The sequence below is a fragment of the Reticulibacter mediterranei genome, assembly GCF_016587455.1.
Genome location: NZ_BNJK01000001.1, coordinates 5,337,316 through 5,352,605, shown reverse-complemented (window position 1 = coordinate 5,352,605; position 15,290 = coordinate 5,337,316). Strand labels below are relative to the sequence as shown.

Below are 15,290 nucleotides of genomic sequence, written 5' to 3'. Positions count from 1 at the left end.
TACTTCAGATTGCATAGAAGCAGTAGCTCTTCCATCCAAATTGACAGAGAAGTACTATCTATTTACACCTTACTCTACTTTATCTTAACCTCCCGGCTGGGAGATCAGCAGCGATCACGGCTCTGGCTTGAGTCGAACATGGATCACTGCAACCTTGCGCGTGGCCTGGCGCAAGCTTTCGGGCTTTAATTGCCCATCGGCTTCTCTCTCTATCCGATACATCCGAATCAGGTTGGGAGACTTTTGCGCCGCACGTTGAAATGCATTCACAGCTATCTCACCGCCTTGAAACGCTTCTGCAACCGCGTTGCACCACTTTCCATGCAGGAAAATCTTCACCGGCACATTGCCATCACGCAAATTCTTCCACCAGCCGCGTGGCGAGATTATCGTTAAGACATCGCCATCGCGCTGATAGCCTATGACGAACGTGTACAGCTTCCCGCTTTTGCGCCCCTTGAACGATAACAGAGCAAAGCTCTTGCTCAATATCCCATGCAACGGGGAACGCAATATCGTCACAAAGACCGCGTTGAAGACACCTACAAGGAATCTCGACGGATCAGGCGGCCCAGGCACAGTTGTCTCTACAGTCATATCTTTCTCCTTCTCCTTTTTTTATCAGCATATACGAGTATCAATCTCATTGCTATTGTAAAGAAGAAAGGTTACTATTTGAAGTAGGCAATATTTTTAGCTCTTATTTCAAAAAGAAAACTACCTATCTTTTTGTAAGGAAAATATGATCGTAGTCGAGCGGTGTATCGCGGGGGGACCGCATGATAAGCGTCACCGCGATACATCACTCGACTACAAAAGGAGAATTTATACAATGGTTATGAGTCTAGAGGATTTTATGCACAGCAAAGAAATTTTTGTGCATAACAAAGAAAACGAAGCGGCATGTCTGTCCTCTGTCAATCAAGCACTGCAAATCCTGGGCAGCAAGTGGGCATTTCTCGTGCTGGCACAACTATATATACGCCCACAGCGTTTCAATCAAATGCACCGACAACTCGGTGGCATCAGCACAAAATCGCTCACCGACACGTTGCGCCACCTGGAACACAACGGCATTCTCAAACGCAGCGTCTTCCCAACCGTCCCCGTCACAGTGGAATATTCTCTCACGGAGAAAGGGCAGGAGTTTCAAACCGTTATCTACAGCATGTACGTCTGGGGCCACAAATGGGGCAAACAGGAAAATGAGCCGTCAGATTGTTGACGGCTCACCCCAGCAAGACCTTCACAATCACCGCTGCGGCAATAGACCCATCGGTGCTACCAGGCCGATAGAGCGCGACCGTTCCTTCCTGTGTGCCAGTCTTAAACGTCGTGTTATAGCTCACGGTGACGCTGCCGTTGCCCTGCGATGGCTGCACATCGGCGTGGCCGATATCCGTTTGCGTATGATCGAAAATGTGGATAGTGCCAGATTTGCCACCAACAGCCTTGCTTGTGCCTGTCACGTTTGCGGGACTGACCAGACGCTCGTATGCAGCAGGAGCAGTGATAGACATGCCATCCGAAGTGACGGCGGTTGAGACCCAGATATTACTAACCTTCCCATACAGCCGGCTCATAGCAACATGGATCGTGCCACCACCGGGACTCTTGTTTGTGACATCGACGGCAGCTTCGACATCGTGCTCTCCACCGCCACGAGTAATCGTGGCTGGTGAGTCGGGCGACCACTTGAGCAGATTGGCGACGAGCGCCTGAGCGGTCATGCTGGCGCTGATCTGCCAGGGCTGATGCCCCTGATTGACCTGCTGCTGATCATCCTCGGCCTGATACCGTGTGAGAACGGGAAAGATGCCCGGAAAAGCAATCTGCACAAACGTACCTGCACCATTCGACCACTTAAACTCGCGGAAAAGATCAGGATGCAGTTCATTATTCCCGCCCGCATTCTTATTATCACTAGAATCCTGATCGACTTCAGCAGTGATAATGGTGTTATAGCCACTGATTCGAGCGTCGCCTTTGTAAAGATTTTGTAGTTTGAAGATCTGGGTAGGGCTTGGACTGGTGATGTTGTTATAAACATAGATATCAATTACATTACCAGTGCCTTGATAGCCAACCAGAATTAACGCCTGAAGTGTTGCATTGCCTATCAAATTGGCACAGGTGACACGACCTACAGCACTCACACCAGATTGTGTCCCAACTATAGCGTCCCAATGAGTAGGAGAACTGACAGCCTCTGGACATGGCGAAGCCCCGAGAATTACCTGGGGAGATGATATTGCTACATTTGCTGAAATATCTGTAGAACTTTTTTTGGTGTTAGAAGACGAGTTAGGAGAGCTGCTATTTTTGTTGCCATTGCTGGCATTGGCGTTCGTGGAACCACACGCTGTAAGCATCATGACACACATAAGTAAATTCACGCCAAGTAACGTAAGCACGCGAATTCTTCGGTTATATATACGCATAATCCCTCCTGATACACTATTCGGATAACAGACTGATCAGCATAGAGGGGGTCAGCGACGAATTGAGCAGCAACTTGATGGCAGCCTGCCTGCACTCTCAGGTATAAATGATGCCGTCTTTCTCGCTGATTTGCGCAGTGTCCCAATCCACAGCATCGGCAAGTTCCGCACGAAAGGCCGCGAGTTCTTGCTCGTGAATGTCCTGGTCGGGCATCTCGCTATCTTTCCACATCAATAAGATCGTGAGCGTATCAATAGCAGCACGATCCAGCAAAATATAGCGTGCAATCGAGCCGGTCAGGGTGTGCCACTCCTCTTTCCTGATAGCTTCCAGCTTCTTCAAAAGCCGCTCACGCTCTCCCGGACGTATCCTCACCTGCATCTCGGTGGTAAATAATTTGCCCCCACCACGATACGCCCTCCATTTCGGAGGACTCTTTCTTAATCGTCCAGTAGGATTGCGTTTAAATGCCTCAAGGTCTGCCTGAGCCAGAACTAAAGTATTACCAACTTTATATCTCGGTAAGCGCTTTTCTCTAATAAACTCATAAAGTCTAGACTCAGAAACATTTATGATTTCTGCCGCTTCTCTTACCGATACATACCCTGGAATTCCAGGAGCATCTCCATCCTCGACCATATCCGAAGTGTAATTCTCTGGGCAAATCTTTGTAAATGCAACTAATTGTGAGCAAATCTTTGTAAATGCTCATAGATATGCTATACTTTTCCATGTCGGCGCTCTCCGACAAAAACGTAAGCAGGTTTAGTCATGTGGAAAGGGGTGATGCCGACTCTTCTGTCAAGCGATAACCTCATCCAACGACATCAAGGATTGTAGGGGCCGCTGTCTCCCCTCATACACGCGGCACCGATGATCCAATCATGTCCAGACTGATCTTACCCATGAAGGCAGGCACGGAACGCAATAGTGGCGTTCCGTGCCTTCCCTTTTCATCGCTCAAGCTTCAAGGACGTTGTCCTGTGCAAAACAGTATGTTAAGATGCTGAAGAGGAGATCTGAGCGAACATAAAGTGGATTCTCTCTAGAGCATGAATTTTGGGAGATATGATGCCTGATACGCTTACAACTATACATAACGTGCAGGTTCTCACCTGTGCAGCAGACGGAGAAAAATTGAAAAGCGAGCGTGATGCACTCGATCTGATTGGCGATGCAATGTCCTATTCTGCTGAGTTAGTTCTTGTTCCAGTAGAACGGCTTACAGAGGATTTCTTCCAACTCAAAACGGGTCTTGCAGGTCAGGTCATTCAGAAATTCGTGACGTATCGACTGCGGCTCGTGATCCTCGGCGACATCTCCGAGTATGTTGCTCAGAGTCGCGCCCTCAGAGATTTTGTGTACGAAACCAACCGTCACAATCAGGTGTGGTTCATACCGAATCTTCAGGAACTCAGCGAACGTTTGGATCATACACAACAATAGCATCCCTGATAACTTGATGCCTGTGGTAGCACAACGAGAGAGGTATCTATTATAAAATGATAACCTCTCTCGTTGTGTATGCTGGATCAAAGCCAGCTATAGGGGTAGGCGTCGTCGTCGATGGAGCGGGCAATGGTCGTCAGTTGCAAGGGATGGAAGGTATCAACCATCACAGCCAGTTCTTCAGTGCGTTCGGCTCCGAGGCTCTTCTCGACGGCTCCCGGCTGCGGTCCATGTGGAATGCCGCGTGGATGGAGCGTGATTGAAGAGCGCTCGATACCACGACGACTGCCAAAGTTGCCGTTGACATAATAGATCATCTCATCGCTATCGATATTGCTGTGATTATAAGGAACAGGTATCGAAAGTGGGTGATAATCGAGCTTGCGTGGCACAAACGAGCAGACCACGAAATTTGGTCCCTGGAAGGTCTGATGCACTGGCGGCGGCTGATGAATTCGGCCTGTGATCGGCTCAAAGTCGCCAATATTGAAGATCCAGGGATACTCGTAGCCATCCCAGCCTACAACGTTGAAGGGGTGATGCTCAAACCAGTAGCTGCTGATCTTCGCGCCAACTTTTACCCGCACCTCAAACTCGCCCTGCTCAATATACGTGACCAGTTCTTCGGGGCGACGAAAATCACGTTCACAGTAGGGCGCATGCTCCAACAATTGCCCGTTCTTGTTCAGATAGCGGCGCGGCGGCTCAATGCTCCCGTGCGACTCGATGATCAGGAACGTGGTCCTTGGGCTATCGGTCGGAATATCGAAACGAAAAGTTGTGCCGCGAGGAATAACGATATAGTCGCCCTCGTGATAGGGCAGCAGGCCGAAGTTGGTTTCAAGCGTGCCATGCCCGTCATGCACAAAGTAGACCAGATCGGAGTCGCCGTCGCGGAAAAAGTAGTCCATATTCAGCGTTGGCTTTGCCACTCCAATCAGCACATCGTTATTAAACATAAGCGTCTGACGGCCTAGCACGGCATCGCCACCAGAGAGCAGGCGAGCAGTTTTCATATGATGGTGCCGCTGCACGCTCTCGTCCCAGATCTCGTGGGCGGTCTGTTCGCGCACAAACGGCTTGATCTTCTTTACCTGCGTTGGTGGATAATGATAATAGAGAATGGAATAGTTTCCCGCAAAGCCCTCGGTACCGAACACCTCTTCGGCATAAAACGAGCCATCAGGCTTGCGAAACTGGGTATGGCGCTTGGGAGGAATCTCCCCCAGGCGATGATAACCAGGCATAGCAGCCTCCTTCTCGGGTCAGACAATAGCATTGCGTAAGATACCCAGGCCATCAATCTCCAGCTCGACCACATCGTTGCGTTGCAGCCAGGGCTGTTTTTCCGTCCCGATCTCCAGAATACAGCCTGTCCCAACCGTGCCGGAGCCGAGCACATCGCCGATGCGTAGCTGTACGTTACGCGAGGCCCAGGAGATCATCTGCGGAAAGCTGTAATAGATGTCCTTAAAATTGCCGCGCGACACCTCGCGTCCATTCACGCGCGCAACCATCGTCAGGTCATAGCGCTCTTCGGCCCCGCTTGTCAGGCGTCGGCCTGCCAGTTCGTCGGGAGTGACCAGCCAGGGGCCAAGTGAGGTCGCAAAATCCTTGCCCTTGCCCGGTCCCAGGTTGAGCTGCATATCCCGCATCTGGAAATCGCGCGCGCTCCAATCGTTCATCACTGTATAACCCGCGATATAGTTGCTAGCCTCCTCAGCAGGGATATCACGCCCCTCACGTCCAATGACGCAGGCCAATTCCAGCTCAAAATCGAGGGCGCTGCTGCCGACTGGATAGGGGACGGCGCTCTCGGGGCCGTAGATTTCGCTGGTGTTGGTGAAGTAGAAGATGGGCACTTCATACCACGCGGGGATCATCTCCAGACCACGTCCGGCGCGCGCCGTTTTGACGTGCTGCTCAAAGGCGTAGAAATCGCGCATTGTGGGAGGCTCAGGAATGGGAGCGAGCAGCGTTATATCTGACAGGCGATACGTTTGCGCCTTGCCCTTCTCCAATTGCCGGACTACCAACCCCTGTGGATCACGCAATAGATCGAGTACAGTTGGATAGTTGAGGTCGAGAATGGTTTCTTTTTGCAGCAGACCGGCGCGAGTGTCACCCGCGCCAGTGCGAAACGTAACCAGTTTCATCAGAGATTGCCTCGTAGTGCCTGTTCGCGCTCCAGAGCTTCAAAGAGCGCCTTGAAATTGCCCTCACCGAAGCCGCGCGCCCCCTTGCGTTCGATCACCTCAAAGAAGACCGTTGGGCGATTCACGACTGGCCGAGAGAAGATTTGCAGCAGATAGCCCTCATCATCGCGGTCAAGCAGGATACCAAGTTCCGCGAGCTGCTCGATGTCCTCGTCGATCTTACCAACACGCTCGACTGCCTGCTCGTAATATGTGTTTGGAGTAGCGAGAAAATCGACGCCGCGCCCCATCAAATCGCGCACCGTTGCGATAATATCGGGCGTATTGAGGGCGATATGTTGGACGCCAGGGCCGCAATAGAACTCCAGATACTCCTCGATCTGTGATTTCTTCTTGCCCGGTGCTGGCTCGTTGATGGGAAACTTGATGCGCCCACTACCGTTCTGCATCACTTTGGACATCAACGCAGAATATTCGGTGCTGATGGCGCGGTCGTCGAAGTGGATCAACTGCGTAAAGCCCATGACGCGCTCATAGAAAGAGACCCACTCGTTCATCTTGCCCAATTCGACGTTGCCAACGACGTGATCTATTGCCGCCAATCCAGTTGGGCGCATGCGACGTGGCTGATTGGCTGAGACGGGACGATAGCCGGGCAGGAAAGCGCCTTTATAGTCCTGGCGCTCCACAAACATATGAATCGTATCGCCATAAATGGCAATTGAGGAAAGTTTGACTATGCCGTTCTCGTCTTTAAACGAGGTTGGCTCCATCAGACCGTGCGCGCCACGTTTTGTGGCCTCCTGATAGGCTCGCTCGGCGTTATCGACGCGCAGGGCAACCGACTTCACACCATCGCCATGCAACTTGATATGCTCTGCCATCGGACCATCTGGTCCCAATGGAGAGGTCACAACCAGAGTCACATTGCCCTGTTCGAGAACGTAGCTGCTGCGATCACGCATACCCGTTTCGAGTCCGGCATAGGCGATGGGAACGAAACCCCAGGCATTGCTAAAGTAATAGGCAGCTTGTTTGGCGTTGCCAACATACAATTCGAGATGGTCAAAATTCTGAATTGGCATGAAATCTTGCCCGGACATAAGATCGAACTCCTTCGTTCTTCTTCAATGTACAACCAAACACAAGAAACATGTTCTCTAATTATTATAGTATACCATCGACAATATTTGTGGATGGTGAAAAGGGGTAGTAATAGTTTTCCGCCACAAAAAATCGCCACCCTTCATCGTTGGAAAAGGGTGACGACATTGCGTACCATCAATCTAACCGTATTGCGTTAGAGGTTCCCAGCACCGACCATCTGACCGCTGATAATTTCAAAGGCCTGGCTCCATGCGTCCTGCATGGCAGGGGTAAAGGCGACTCCAAGATATTCGTGAAACGTCTCCAACAGGACACCACCGACCAGCGGATAATGCTCCGGTTTGGCTCCATATTTGTAGTGCTTTTGCCCCAGGCGTTGCAGCGTCGGAACCAGATTCTCACCTCGTTCGACTCCGGCAACGACAACCGCCAGCGTTGCCATGAGAGACCCCTCCTGCCGCTTCATATCCGTATGCGCAAAGAGAGCGCGCGTTGTCGGATAATAGGCAAATAAGCGCTCATAGAAACTATGGGCAAAAGCTTCTTTGCGAGGGGCCACCATATCGAAACTTTCCTTGAGCAAGGCAACGTTCATCATCAAAACCTTTCTTTCCGAATGCAAACTGACATAGCCACCCACCATTAGCTCTCCAACAATTCCCCCAATACGTGGCTCGGGCTTGTGCAATAAAGTGGCTATTCTTTCTATGTCTCTATGTCCATCAGACAACCAGAAGACCAGCCGATATACTCGCTGCCAGGACATAGCCCAGGGAGAGGTAGAAATGATGGTATTGAGCGCGTAGTCGGTACGCCTGGGAATGGATTGCTTTTGCAATAAAATCATCCTCCTTTTCCAAACAGCCGCTATTTGACACTGGCAGAATAACACAACATAGATCCATTTGCGAACGCTGTAGATAAAAAGTACCAATATAGGCGCCTCATTTTTTTTATTTATATACTCATCCATTGTCCTTTATGAGCAATGTATGAGTACATTTACATAAATTTACATATATGGATGAAATAAAGCCGAATGAACAATCCGATTGTGCAGGAAATATGAATGAGAGATGCAAGCGGCGCACCTCTTCTCCTTTATTCTTATCAGTAGAGGAGAAGAGGTGCGCTTTCAATGATCATGGAGATGGCTTATTCAAATGCTTTTCGGTGCTTTTTGATAAATTCCTCAAGGCCCATTGGCGGTTGGCCTGTGATTTTCTCGATCACTTCATCTGTGCCAGAGAAAATGCCATTCCCGTGATCTTTTGCAACTTCCACGATATGCTGCGCAAAGAAAGGACTCCTTATCTTGAGCAACTGTTCGTAATACTCTTCATACGATATTCTTTCGTACCTGATTGAATGTCCCAAGATCTGCGAAATCTTCTCAAAGGCCTCGGCATAGGTATACTCGTTGGGACCAAACAGTCGGTATATTTGCCCGGCATGCGCTGATGGCCGCTCTAAAATGCTCGCGATGAGACGTGCTTGATCCTCCGCCGCAATGGGGGCATGCTTACCCTCAAACGGCCATTGCACCAGACCGTCTTTGATCTGTTGCGCCGCGAAGAAAAACCATTCGGCAAAAAAGGTCGGGCGCAAATGGGTGACGGCAAGCCCCGACCAATCAAAGACGCGTTCTGCCGCCCAGTGATTGAACGCGGCATGACTCTTCGCTTCGCGCCTTGCTGAGATTTGCGACATATTCACGATGGCTGGCACCCTGGCCTCTCTGGCGGCTTGAGCAAAGTAGGTAGTGGCCTCGATGAGGCCGGGGGCAATAGGGTACACAAAGTAGGCACCTGTAACATCTTCGAGGGCGGGTCGAATCGTGGTGAAATCGAGCAAATCTCCCACAACGACCTCAACGCCTCGTTTTTCTAGCCGGGTACTTTTTCCGTCGCGCTTATGAACGAATGCCCTCACCTGGTAGCCTCGTTCAAGAAGCAATTCGAGGGTTTTTCCGCCCGTTGATCCTGTTGCTCCTGTAATCAAAAATCGTTTTGAACTCATCATGTTCCTCCATAACACGGGTATATACCCATATTGGACAAAAAAATTAAAAGCTTATCTCTTCCAATTGAGAAAGGAGCGTCCTCAGCATCTTCAGTTGATCCTCTCCGAGTGTCTCTTCAACGGCTGCCTGGGACTTTTGCCAGAAGGGAGTGGCGAGAGCATATTGCTCACGTCCCTTCTGGGTGACATGGACAGTATGTTCTCGTCGGTCGCTCCCTCTACTCAGAGAGACCAACCCATCGCGTGCGAGAATACGCACATTTCTGCCAATAGTCGAACGATCATTTCCTAGCTTTTGGGCAAGGTCGGTAAGGCTCTGCTCATCTTCCTCCTGAAGAAGGCTTCTCAGAAGCACATATTGTGTCACCTTGAGACCACTCGGCGCAAGGACTCGATCATAGACCTCGGTGAGCGTCTGCGCCGCATAGCGCAGAGTTGTGCAATGACAGGAAAATGTCCTTTTCATAATGTGAGTATATACCCGCATTTGGCAGATGTCAAGGGTCTGTCAGAATTGCGAACACAAAGGGAAATCGACAGATCATGGCTGACCGAAAGAGGCCAGCCATGAAACATTGTTAGACAGAGCGTAGCGCGACGATAGGGTCAAGCTTGGAGGCTCGGACCGCAGGGTAGAGGCCAAAGATCACGCCGATAGAGCCAGAGACGGCAAAGGGCATGATCAGCGAGGATGCGGAAACGACAAATGGTAGATTCGCCAGATGGGTCACGCCCAGACCGATAAGCAGGCCAATAATCAGGCCGATAATGCCTCCAAGCAGGCTCAGCGCCAGCGATTCGATTAAAAACTGGTTACGAATATCCTTGCGTTGCGCCCCGATCGACATACGAATACCAATCTCACGCGTCCGCTCTGTGACCGAGACGAGCATAATATTCATAATGCCGATGCCACCTACCGTGAGCGAGATAGCCGCCACACCAACGAGCAAGATAGTGAGCATGCTGGTGAATTGACCAGCCGTTTGCAGTAATTGCTGCGAGTTGAAGAGGCTGAAATCATTGGCTGCTCCCTTCAGGAGATGGTGGCGTTCTCGCAGCATCGCGGTAATCTCTTGCTGGGCAGGATCGATGGCATCTGTAGAACTGACCTGCACGATAATTTGGTCTACATAGATCGAGTTCTTCAAACGGTTGAGCGCGGTTGAAGATGGCACAAAGATAACATCGTCGCTGTTCGATCCCTTCGCCTCCAGAACGCCAACCACTTTAAACAGTTGATCGCGAACACGAATGGTTTTACCAACGGGATCGTCGCCCGTCGCGCCAAAGAGGTTGTCCACCACCGTCTGCCCGATGATCGCAACGGGCTTGGCACCAACCTCATCGTTATCGGAAAACCACATCCCCTGGACAACGTTCCAGTTCTGGATCGACTGATAATTCACGCTCACGCCTTGAACACGCGTATTCCAGTTTTGATTGCCATAGACCACCTGAGCGCTTACGGAGATTACCGGGCTGATGTTGGTCACATAGTCCACTTTTTTCAGCGCGGTCACATCGCTACTCGTCAATGACTGCCCACCCCCGCCTCCAAAGGCACCGCGACTATTAGAAGCGCCCGGAATAATGTTAATGACATTGGTTCCCAGGCCAGCAATCTGATTGTTAATTGCCTCGCTGACTCCCTGCGTGAGCGTCAGGGCGGCAATGACGGCGGCTACACCAATGAAGATACCAAGCGTGGTCAGAAACGAACGAACGCGATTGCTCCATAATGCTTCGAGAGCAATACGAAAATTGGACCCGAGCATGCCACCCGCTGAAAAATCTTTCGGAGTCAGCGGGGGTAAAGCCCTTCTTGGTGGTTTTGCGGGAACGATCAGATCAGATCCGGAAGCCTTTCTTCCTGATTGCAGTGTACTCACGTGCTAGAACTCCTTGCAGTCTTCTTAGTAATCGTTATCGGGATTTTCAGCAACGATCCGCTGCCACTCTTCCTCGGCATCACGGGGATTGAGGTTTGGTTCATCACGCATTACGCGTCCATCGCGGAACACCACCTGACGCGACGTATAACTGGCGATATCAGGTTCGTGAGTAACCAGTACAATCGTCAAGCCCTGCTGATTCAACTCTTGCAGGAGGGCCATAATCTCAACGCTGGTGCGGCTATCAAGGTTGCCGGTTGGCTCATCAGCGAGCAGTAACGAGGGACTGTTGACCAGCGAGCGAGCAATAGCCACGCGCTGCTGCTGTCCGCCCGAAAGCTGCATCGGCTTGTGGTCCATGCGCGAACCCAGCCCGACCAGTTGGAGCGCCTGACGCGCTCGCCGCAGCCGCGTTTCCTTCGAGACGCCAGCATAGATCATCGGCAGTTCTACATTGCTCAAAGCACTGGCCTTACTCAAAAGATTGAAGCTTTGGAAGACAAAACCGATCAAACGATTGCGGGCACGAGCCAGCGCCTCACTCGGCATGCTGCTCACCAGGCTTCCAGCTAGCCAGTATTCGCCGCTGCTTGGACGGTCCAGACACCCCAGAGTATTCATAAATGTTGATTTGCCGGACCCCGATGGTCCCATAATTGCCACAAACTCGCCTGGATACACATCCAGAGAGACATCGCGCAAAGCATACACGGGAGTCTGACCCAGCATATATGTTTTCCTCAAATGACGAACGCGAATCACAGGGGTTATATTGGGATTAGCATCGACTACCCCGGTTGCCGCAGCCAGGGTGTTGTGCAGCGTAGTCTGATCATGAATATCTGTCCCGCTCATTTGCCGCTGAACAGTATTCCCGGAGTGTTCCCCTACCGCAGGAACAGGCGTTGTTAAAGAATGCGAGCCAAAAGCGTTGCTCCACGAAGGATTGTTATTATCATGTGCCATAGGAAAGATTCTCTCTTTTCAATATCATTTACCCGCATAGATGCATATAAAGCAAAAAAGCTAGTTCTCATCCCCCTGTCGTAGTCGCGCGATTTATCACATATCAGCGGAAATGCACGATAAATCGCGCGACTACGACACAAGGGACATCGCAGTAATATGTTGAACCGCAACATCCTTGTACAGCATTTACGATAGCATAGGAGTCAGCCTATTTAGCATCTGACACACAAAAAAAGTCCCCCACGTGCAGCGATTGCCATGCGTATCATCTGGCATGGCACCAATAGAGGATGGCAAGCTACCATTATTATTATGCATGTATCTCTTGTAATTATACAAGCCCCGTGAAGAAAGACGATGGAAAAACAGCGCTTGCAGAGATACATAACCAGAATGTACTACAACATCTACACTGGCGGGGAATGATAGATTTGTAATTATGAGATCATTTTCATTTGCTCTTTCTCTGAAATTGATGAATATTTTTAATCGTGGTCTCATTTTTTTGCGTAAAATAATGGATAAAGAGAGGCGTATAGGCCCGTACACCCCCTATACGCTCCCTCTCTGCCCCTTATCACTTGTTTTACCCATTCCTCATTTTCACTTGCCGCTATTATGGTTCCAGCCCGGCGAAGTAATCGAGCAGCAAGCGATGAACAAAACTATAGCCGCCGCCAACTTTGCGCAAGAGGACGCGCTCAGCAGCAAAATCCAGAAAGCGAGCATAGCGCCAGGGGAGCGCATCGGCATCGCGGAGTAGCCAGCGCAAGGTGAAATGCTGAATGCAGGTGACGCCACCCACACGCAGCCCACACACAATCCCAATTAACGGTCCAAAGACCAGCGCAAAGACGAGAAAATGCGTCGTATCTTGTACGGTAATGGCTTCGCCGAACAGCCCACCAACCATCCCCCCAATCACCATACAGGCGCCACCCACCAGCACACCATTGCGCATTGACCGTCGAATGCCCTGATTCGGGGTGGTAATATTGCGTACATCGATAAAGTTGCCCGATATTGCACCAGTTACAGCACCAAAGAGGCCGCCGATCAACGCAAAGAAGGGGCCGTATGCCCACAAAAACCAGCTCTCAATCAACAATATGCGCCGCAGTATGGATGGTATGTCTCCTACACCATTGACGATCCCATCAAGTATCACACCGATAAGCCCGATGAGCAGCGCGCCCAGTAGCGCCAGACTGAGAGACTTGAGAAACCCATAACACATTCCTCTCCACGACCAGGTGAAGGTCTCAGCTGGCCGTATCTTAGCCGCCTCAAAATGAATAAGCACATCAGCGAGCAAAAACGCTCCCAGGCCAAGGAAGGCAAACAACCCGGCGGTCAACAGCGCATTGGCGAGCATATCGCTCCCCATCGCCTGCCACAAACTCAAACTATATGGGAATCCGGCCAGCAAGCCAACCAGCGTACCATTCAGGATGCCTCTCATCATGCGACAACTCGCATTGCTCGCACAGGCGAAACGGCTCGGCTCGCAGGCGGAACAAGAGGTGTTTACAGAATATGCGCAGCTCGATTTGTGGGATAACTTTGAGGATTCCAACGATGGTTTTGCCAATAATCCCAGGCACGAAGCGACCGATCCAGGTGAAGCCCCTCCATTCATCTTCGCCCGCTTGAACGAAGGGGATGATCCAAAGGTGATTCAGCTAGAGGTGCGACGCATCCCATATCAAGGTATCGAGTTGCTTGTGGAGACGCTGACCATCGCGAAAAATGATGTCAAAGTCAGCCAGCATTACATTATCGGCGTGGTCCCCACGCTCACAACCGTTCCCGACTAGCTCCCAAACGCATCTTCCCCCACTTCCCATCTAATAGGTATATGGTGCGTGTATGGCAACGAACGAGACGCCGCCATACACGCGCAAGCTTGCACGATAAACCGATTAATATCAATATATCAATATTAATGACTGTATAATGGCCTCTTCTCACCTCCATGAGAACTGCATGCCCCCCTGACGCCGCCCGAATGCGAAAAGGTTCCATCATTGCACTCATCAACATAGCCATTCGTACTCTGCCAGAAGCTTTTAATGCAATTAAAGTAGTCGCAAAAATTAGCAGGTGGGCTAGAAATCAGATTGCCAGGGGTAAAGTCGTAGCCCCAGGGATTCCCATTGACGCCCGTTTTTGGCGGCTGTGTTGGTGCCAGCGTGGGAACCGGTGGCTTTGTGGGAATCGGCGTCGGTGTTGGCGTCGGCGGCTTCGTGGGAACAGGCGTTGGTGTTGGTGGAATCGGCGTCGGCGTTGGTGGTATGGGTGTTGGTGTGGCAGTTGCCGGTGCAGACATAGTATCGACAGTTGCAGTTGAGACCACAGCGGCATCCGTTGGGGTCGCGGTCTCCGCATTTGTAGAGATAAATTGAGTAGGCGTTGCTGTCGCCGAGGATGCTACCTGAGAAGACGGCTGATTGCCATTAATGGCCGATAGCGAACAGACACAGAGCATGAGTGCAAGGAAAACGGTTCCGCAACCGATACCCGTCTGCGTCCACTTCTTTTGTCCTTTATACCAGCTCCAGAGACCCTTTTTCTGTGCAGTCGGCGGTGGATAGCCAAACTGTCCCGGGAACTGTGGCTGATAGCCTGCTTGATTGTAGTTGCTCTTGTAATTGTTATATGGATCATTTGATGGATACTGCCAGGAAGAATTGTCAAACGCGCCTGGCCCTTGTTGTGTAGGCTGATTGTTGAAAGGTGATTGATTTGAATCGTTGTTGTCCGGCTGATAATACATGAGATCCCCCTTATTCACAAAAAACTCATCCAATATTTAAACTTATGAATGTAGCAGTAGTAACATAAAATTGAAGAATTGATAGACAACTCGTAGAGGAGAGAGAAAAAGGCCACGAAGAGGAAAATGGGGGTACACCCTGAAGAGGTTATTATCCAATAAACGAAACAGCGGTATGCTGTATGGCAGAGAAAAAATTCGAGTAATGCGCGTTGTACATTTACAGAATGATACAAACGCAGAGGATACGTGCGACGAAATTTGATTCAAAATGCAGGAGGTTTAAAGCATAAGACAAAGGATAAAATTATCTACATTTTTAATACTATTTTAATACAGTTTTGATCCTAAATAATACGCCAGAATACCCTACTATTGTTGACAATAAAATTACCTTATGTTAATATCCGAATGCTGGGCGAAGAAATCGTTTTACACGTCATTCAAAGCTTGTAGCTCATCACCAACAGATAG

The 15,290-nt window shown here is 50.3% G+C and carries 16 protein-coding genes; 3 read left to right on the top strand and 13 right to left on the bottom strand.

Annotated features, from left to right (window positions below; all coding sequences use genetic code 11):
* Positions 1 to 114: 114 nt before the first annotated feature.
* On the bottom strand, positions 115 to 597 hold the full coding sequence (locus K3T83_RS23020) for a nitroreductase/quinone reductase family protein (RefSeq protein ID WP_220205271.1): 483 nt from the start codon (positions 595 to 597) through the stop codon (positions 115 to 117).
* Between the two features lie 235 nt (positions 598 to 832).
* Between K3T83_RS23020 and K3T83_RS23015 the strand changes: the two genes are divergently transcribed.
* Positions 833 to 1,225 carry a winged helix-turn-helix transcriptional regulator gene (locus K3T83_RS23015; protein ID WP_236064966.1) on the top strand — a complete coding sequence of 131 codons (393 nt, stop codon included), beginning with the start codon at positions 833 to 835 and terminating at the stop codon, positions 1,223 to 1,225.
* A gap of 4 nt (positions 1,226 to 1,229) precedes the next feature.
* On the opposite strand, the gene K3T83_RS23010 is transcribed toward K3T83_RS23015, so the two are convergent.
* Positions 1,230 to 2,156, bottom strand: coding sequence for a hypothetical protein (locus K3T83_RS23010; RefSeq protein WP_220205270.1), 927 nt, complete (start codon positions 2,154 to 2,156; stop codon positions 1,230 to 1,232).
* 382 nt (positions 2,157 to 2,538) lie between these two features.
* On the bottom strand, positions 2,539 to 3,081 hold the full coding sequence (locus K3T83_RS23005) for a helix-turn-helix domain-containing protein (RefSeq protein ID WP_220205269.1): 543 nt from the start codon (positions 3,079 to 3,081) through the stop codon (positions 2,539 to 2,541).
* Between the two features lie 429 nt (positions 3,082 to 3,510).
* Between K3T83_RS23005 and K3T83_RS23000 the strand changes: the two genes are divergently transcribed.
* Positions 3,511 to 3,888: a DUF4180 domain-containing protein gene (locus K3T83_RS23000; RefSeq protein WP_236064965.1), complete on the top strand. Its 378-nt coding sequence runs from the start codon at positions 3,511 to 3,513 to the stop codon at positions 3,886 to 3,888.
* 86 nt (positions 3,889 to 3,974) lie between these two features.
* On the opposite strand, the gene K3T83_RS22995 is transcribed toward K3T83_RS23000, so the two are convergent.
* The 9 genes from K3T83_RS22995 to K3T83_RS22955 form a co-directional block, all read right to left on the bottom strand.
* The gene (locus K3T83_RS22995) at positions 3,975 to 5,138 is read right to left on the bottom strand and encodes a homogentisate 1,2-dioxygenase (RefSeq protein ID WP_220205268.1); all 1,164 of its coding nucleotides are present in this window, start codon (positions 5,136 to 5,138) and stop codon (positions 3,975 to 3,977) included.
* An 18-nt stretch (positions 5,139 to 5,156) separates the two neighbouring features.
* Complete coding sequence (locus tag K3T83_RS22990) at positions 5,157 to 6,047, bottom strand: fumarylacetoacetate hydrolase family protein (RefSeq protein ID WP_220205267.1); 891 nt, start codon at positions 6,045 to 6,047, stop codon at positions 5,157 to 5,159.
* Positions 6,047 to 7,150 (bottom strand): 4-hydroxyphenylpyruvate dioxygenase, encoded by a 1,104-nt coding sequence (gene hppD / locus K3T83_RS22985; RefSeq protein ID WP_220205266.1) that lies wholly within the window; start codon positions 7,148 to 7,150, stop codon positions 6,047 to 6,049. The genes K3T83_RS22990 and hppD overlap by 1 nt, the downstream gene beginning before the upstream one ends.
* Before the next feature lie 197 nt (positions 7,151 to 7,347).
* Complete coding sequence (locus tag K3T83_RS22980; RefSeq protein ID WP_220205265.1) at positions 7,348 to 7,992, bottom strand: globin family protein; 645 nt, start codon at positions 7,990 to 7,992, stop codon at positions 7,348 to 7,350.
* A 317-nt stretch (positions 7,993 to 8,309) separates the two neighbouring features.
* Positions 8,310 to 9,176, bottom strand: a complete 867-nt coding sequence (locus tag K3T83_RS22975; RefSeq protein ID WP_236064964.1) for an NmrA family NAD(P)-binding protein — start codon at positions 9,174 to 9,176, stop codon at positions 8,310 to 8,312.
* A 43-nt stretch (positions 9,177 to 9,219) separates the two neighbouring features.
* The gene (locus K3T83_RS22970; protein WP_220205264.1) at positions 9,220 to 9,642 is read right to left on the bottom strand and encodes a MarR family winged helix-turn-helix transcriptional regulator; all 423 of its coding nucleotides are present in this window, start codon (positions 9,640 to 9,642) and stop codon (positions 9,220 to 9,222) included.
* Positions 9,643 to 9,754: 112 nt separating this feature from the next.
* Positions 9,755 to 11,068 carry an ABC transporter permease gene (locus K3T83_RS22965; protein ID WP_220205263.1) on the bottom strand — a complete coding sequence of 438 codons (1,314 nt, stop codon included), beginning with the start codon at positions 11,066 to 11,068 and terminating at the stop codon, positions 9,755 to 9,757.
* Positions 11,069 to 11,092: 24 nt separating this feature from the next.
* The gene (locus tag K3T83_RS22960) at positions 11,093 to 11,800 is read right to left on the bottom strand and encodes an ABC transporter ATP-binding protein (RefSeq protein WP_373324605.1); all 708 of its coding nucleotides are present in this window, start codon (positions 11,798 to 11,800) and stop codon (positions 11,093 to 11,095) included.
* An 856-nt stretch (positions 11,801 to 12,656) separates the two neighbouring features.
* Positions 12,657 to 13,505, bottom strand: a complete 849-nt coding sequence (locus tag K3T83_RS22955) for a hypothetical protein (RefSeq protein WP_220205262.1) — start codon at positions 13,503 to 13,505, stop codon at positions 12,657 to 12,659.
* Here K3T83_RS22955 and K3T83_RS22950 point away from each other — a divergent pair.
* Positions 13,504 to 13,857 (top strand): hypothetical protein, encoded by a 354-nt coding sequence (locus K3T83_RS22950; protein WP_220205261.1) that lies wholly within the window; start codon positions 13,504 to 13,506, stop codon positions 13,855 to 13,857. The genes K3T83_RS22955 and K3T83_RS22950 overlap by 2 nt on opposite strands.
* A gap of 125 nt (positions 13,858 to 13,982) precedes the next feature.
* Here K3T83_RS22950 and K3T83_RS22945 read toward each other — a convergent pair whose 3' ends face one another.
* The gene (locus K3T83_RS22945) at positions 13,983 to 14,816 is read right to left on the bottom strand and encodes a DUF3761 domain-containing protein (protein WP_220205260.1); all 834 of its coding nucleotides are present in this window, start codon (positions 14,814 to 14,816) and stop codon (positions 13,983 to 13,985) included.
* Positions 14,817 to 15,290 lie beyond the last annotated feature (474 nt).

Excerpts from the sequence above, each read along its gene's own strand:
- K3T83_RS23020 (WP_220205271.1), bottom strand. The coding sequence starts at position 597 with ATGACTGTAGAGACAACTGTGCCTGGGCCGCCTGATCCGTCGAGATTC.
- K3T83_RS23015 (WP_236064966.1), top strand. The coding sequence starts at position 833 with ATGGTTATGAGTCTAGAGGATTTTATGCACAGCAAAGAAATTTTTGTG.
- K3T83_RS23005 (WP_220205269.1), bottom strand. The coding sequence starts at position 3,081 with ATGGTCGAGGATGGAGATGCTCCTGGAATTCCAGGGTATGTATCGGTA.
- K3T83_RS23000 (WP_236064965.1), top strand. The coding sequence starts at position 3,511 with ATGATGCCTGATACGCTTACAACTATACATAACGTGCAGGTTCTCACC.
- K3T83_RS22995 (WP_220205268.1), bottom strand. The coding sequence starts at position 5,138 with ATGCCTGGTTATCATCGCCTGGGGGAGATTCCTCCCAAGCGCCATACC.
- K3T83_RS22990 (WP_220205267.1), bottom strand. The coding sequence starts at position 6,047 with ATGAAACTGGTTACGTTTCGCACTGGCGCGGGTGACACTCGCGCCGGT.
- hppD (WP_220205266.1), bottom strand. The coding sequence starts at position 7,150 with ATGTCCGGGCAAGATTTCATGCCAATTCAGAATTTTGACCATCTCGAA.
- K3T83_RS22975 (WP_236064964.1), bottom strand. The coding sequence starts at position 9,176 with ATGATGAGTTCAAAACGATTTTTGATTACAGGAGCAACAGGATCAACG.
- K3T83_RS22970 (WP_220205264.1), bottom strand. The coding sequence starts at position 9,642 with ATGAAAAGGACATTTTCCTGTCATTGCACAACTCTGCGCTATGCGGCG.
- K3T83_RS22960 (WP_373324605.1), bottom strand. The coding sequence starts at position 11,800 with ATGCTGGGTCAGACTCCCGTGTATGCTTTGCGCGATGTCTCTCTGGAT.
- K3T83_RS22950 (WP_220205261.1), top strand. The coding sequence starts at position 13,504 with ATGCGACAACTCGCATTGCTCGCACAGGCGAAACGGCTCGGCTCGCAG.
- K3T83_RS22955 (WP_220205262.1), bottom strand. The coding sequence starts at position 13,505 with ATGATGAGAGGCATCCTGAATGGTACGCTGGTTGGCTTGCTGGCCGGA.
- K3T83_RS22945 (WP_220205260.1), bottom strand. The coding sequence starts at position 14,816 with ATGTATTATCAGCCGGACAACAACGATTCAAATCAATCACCTTTCAAC.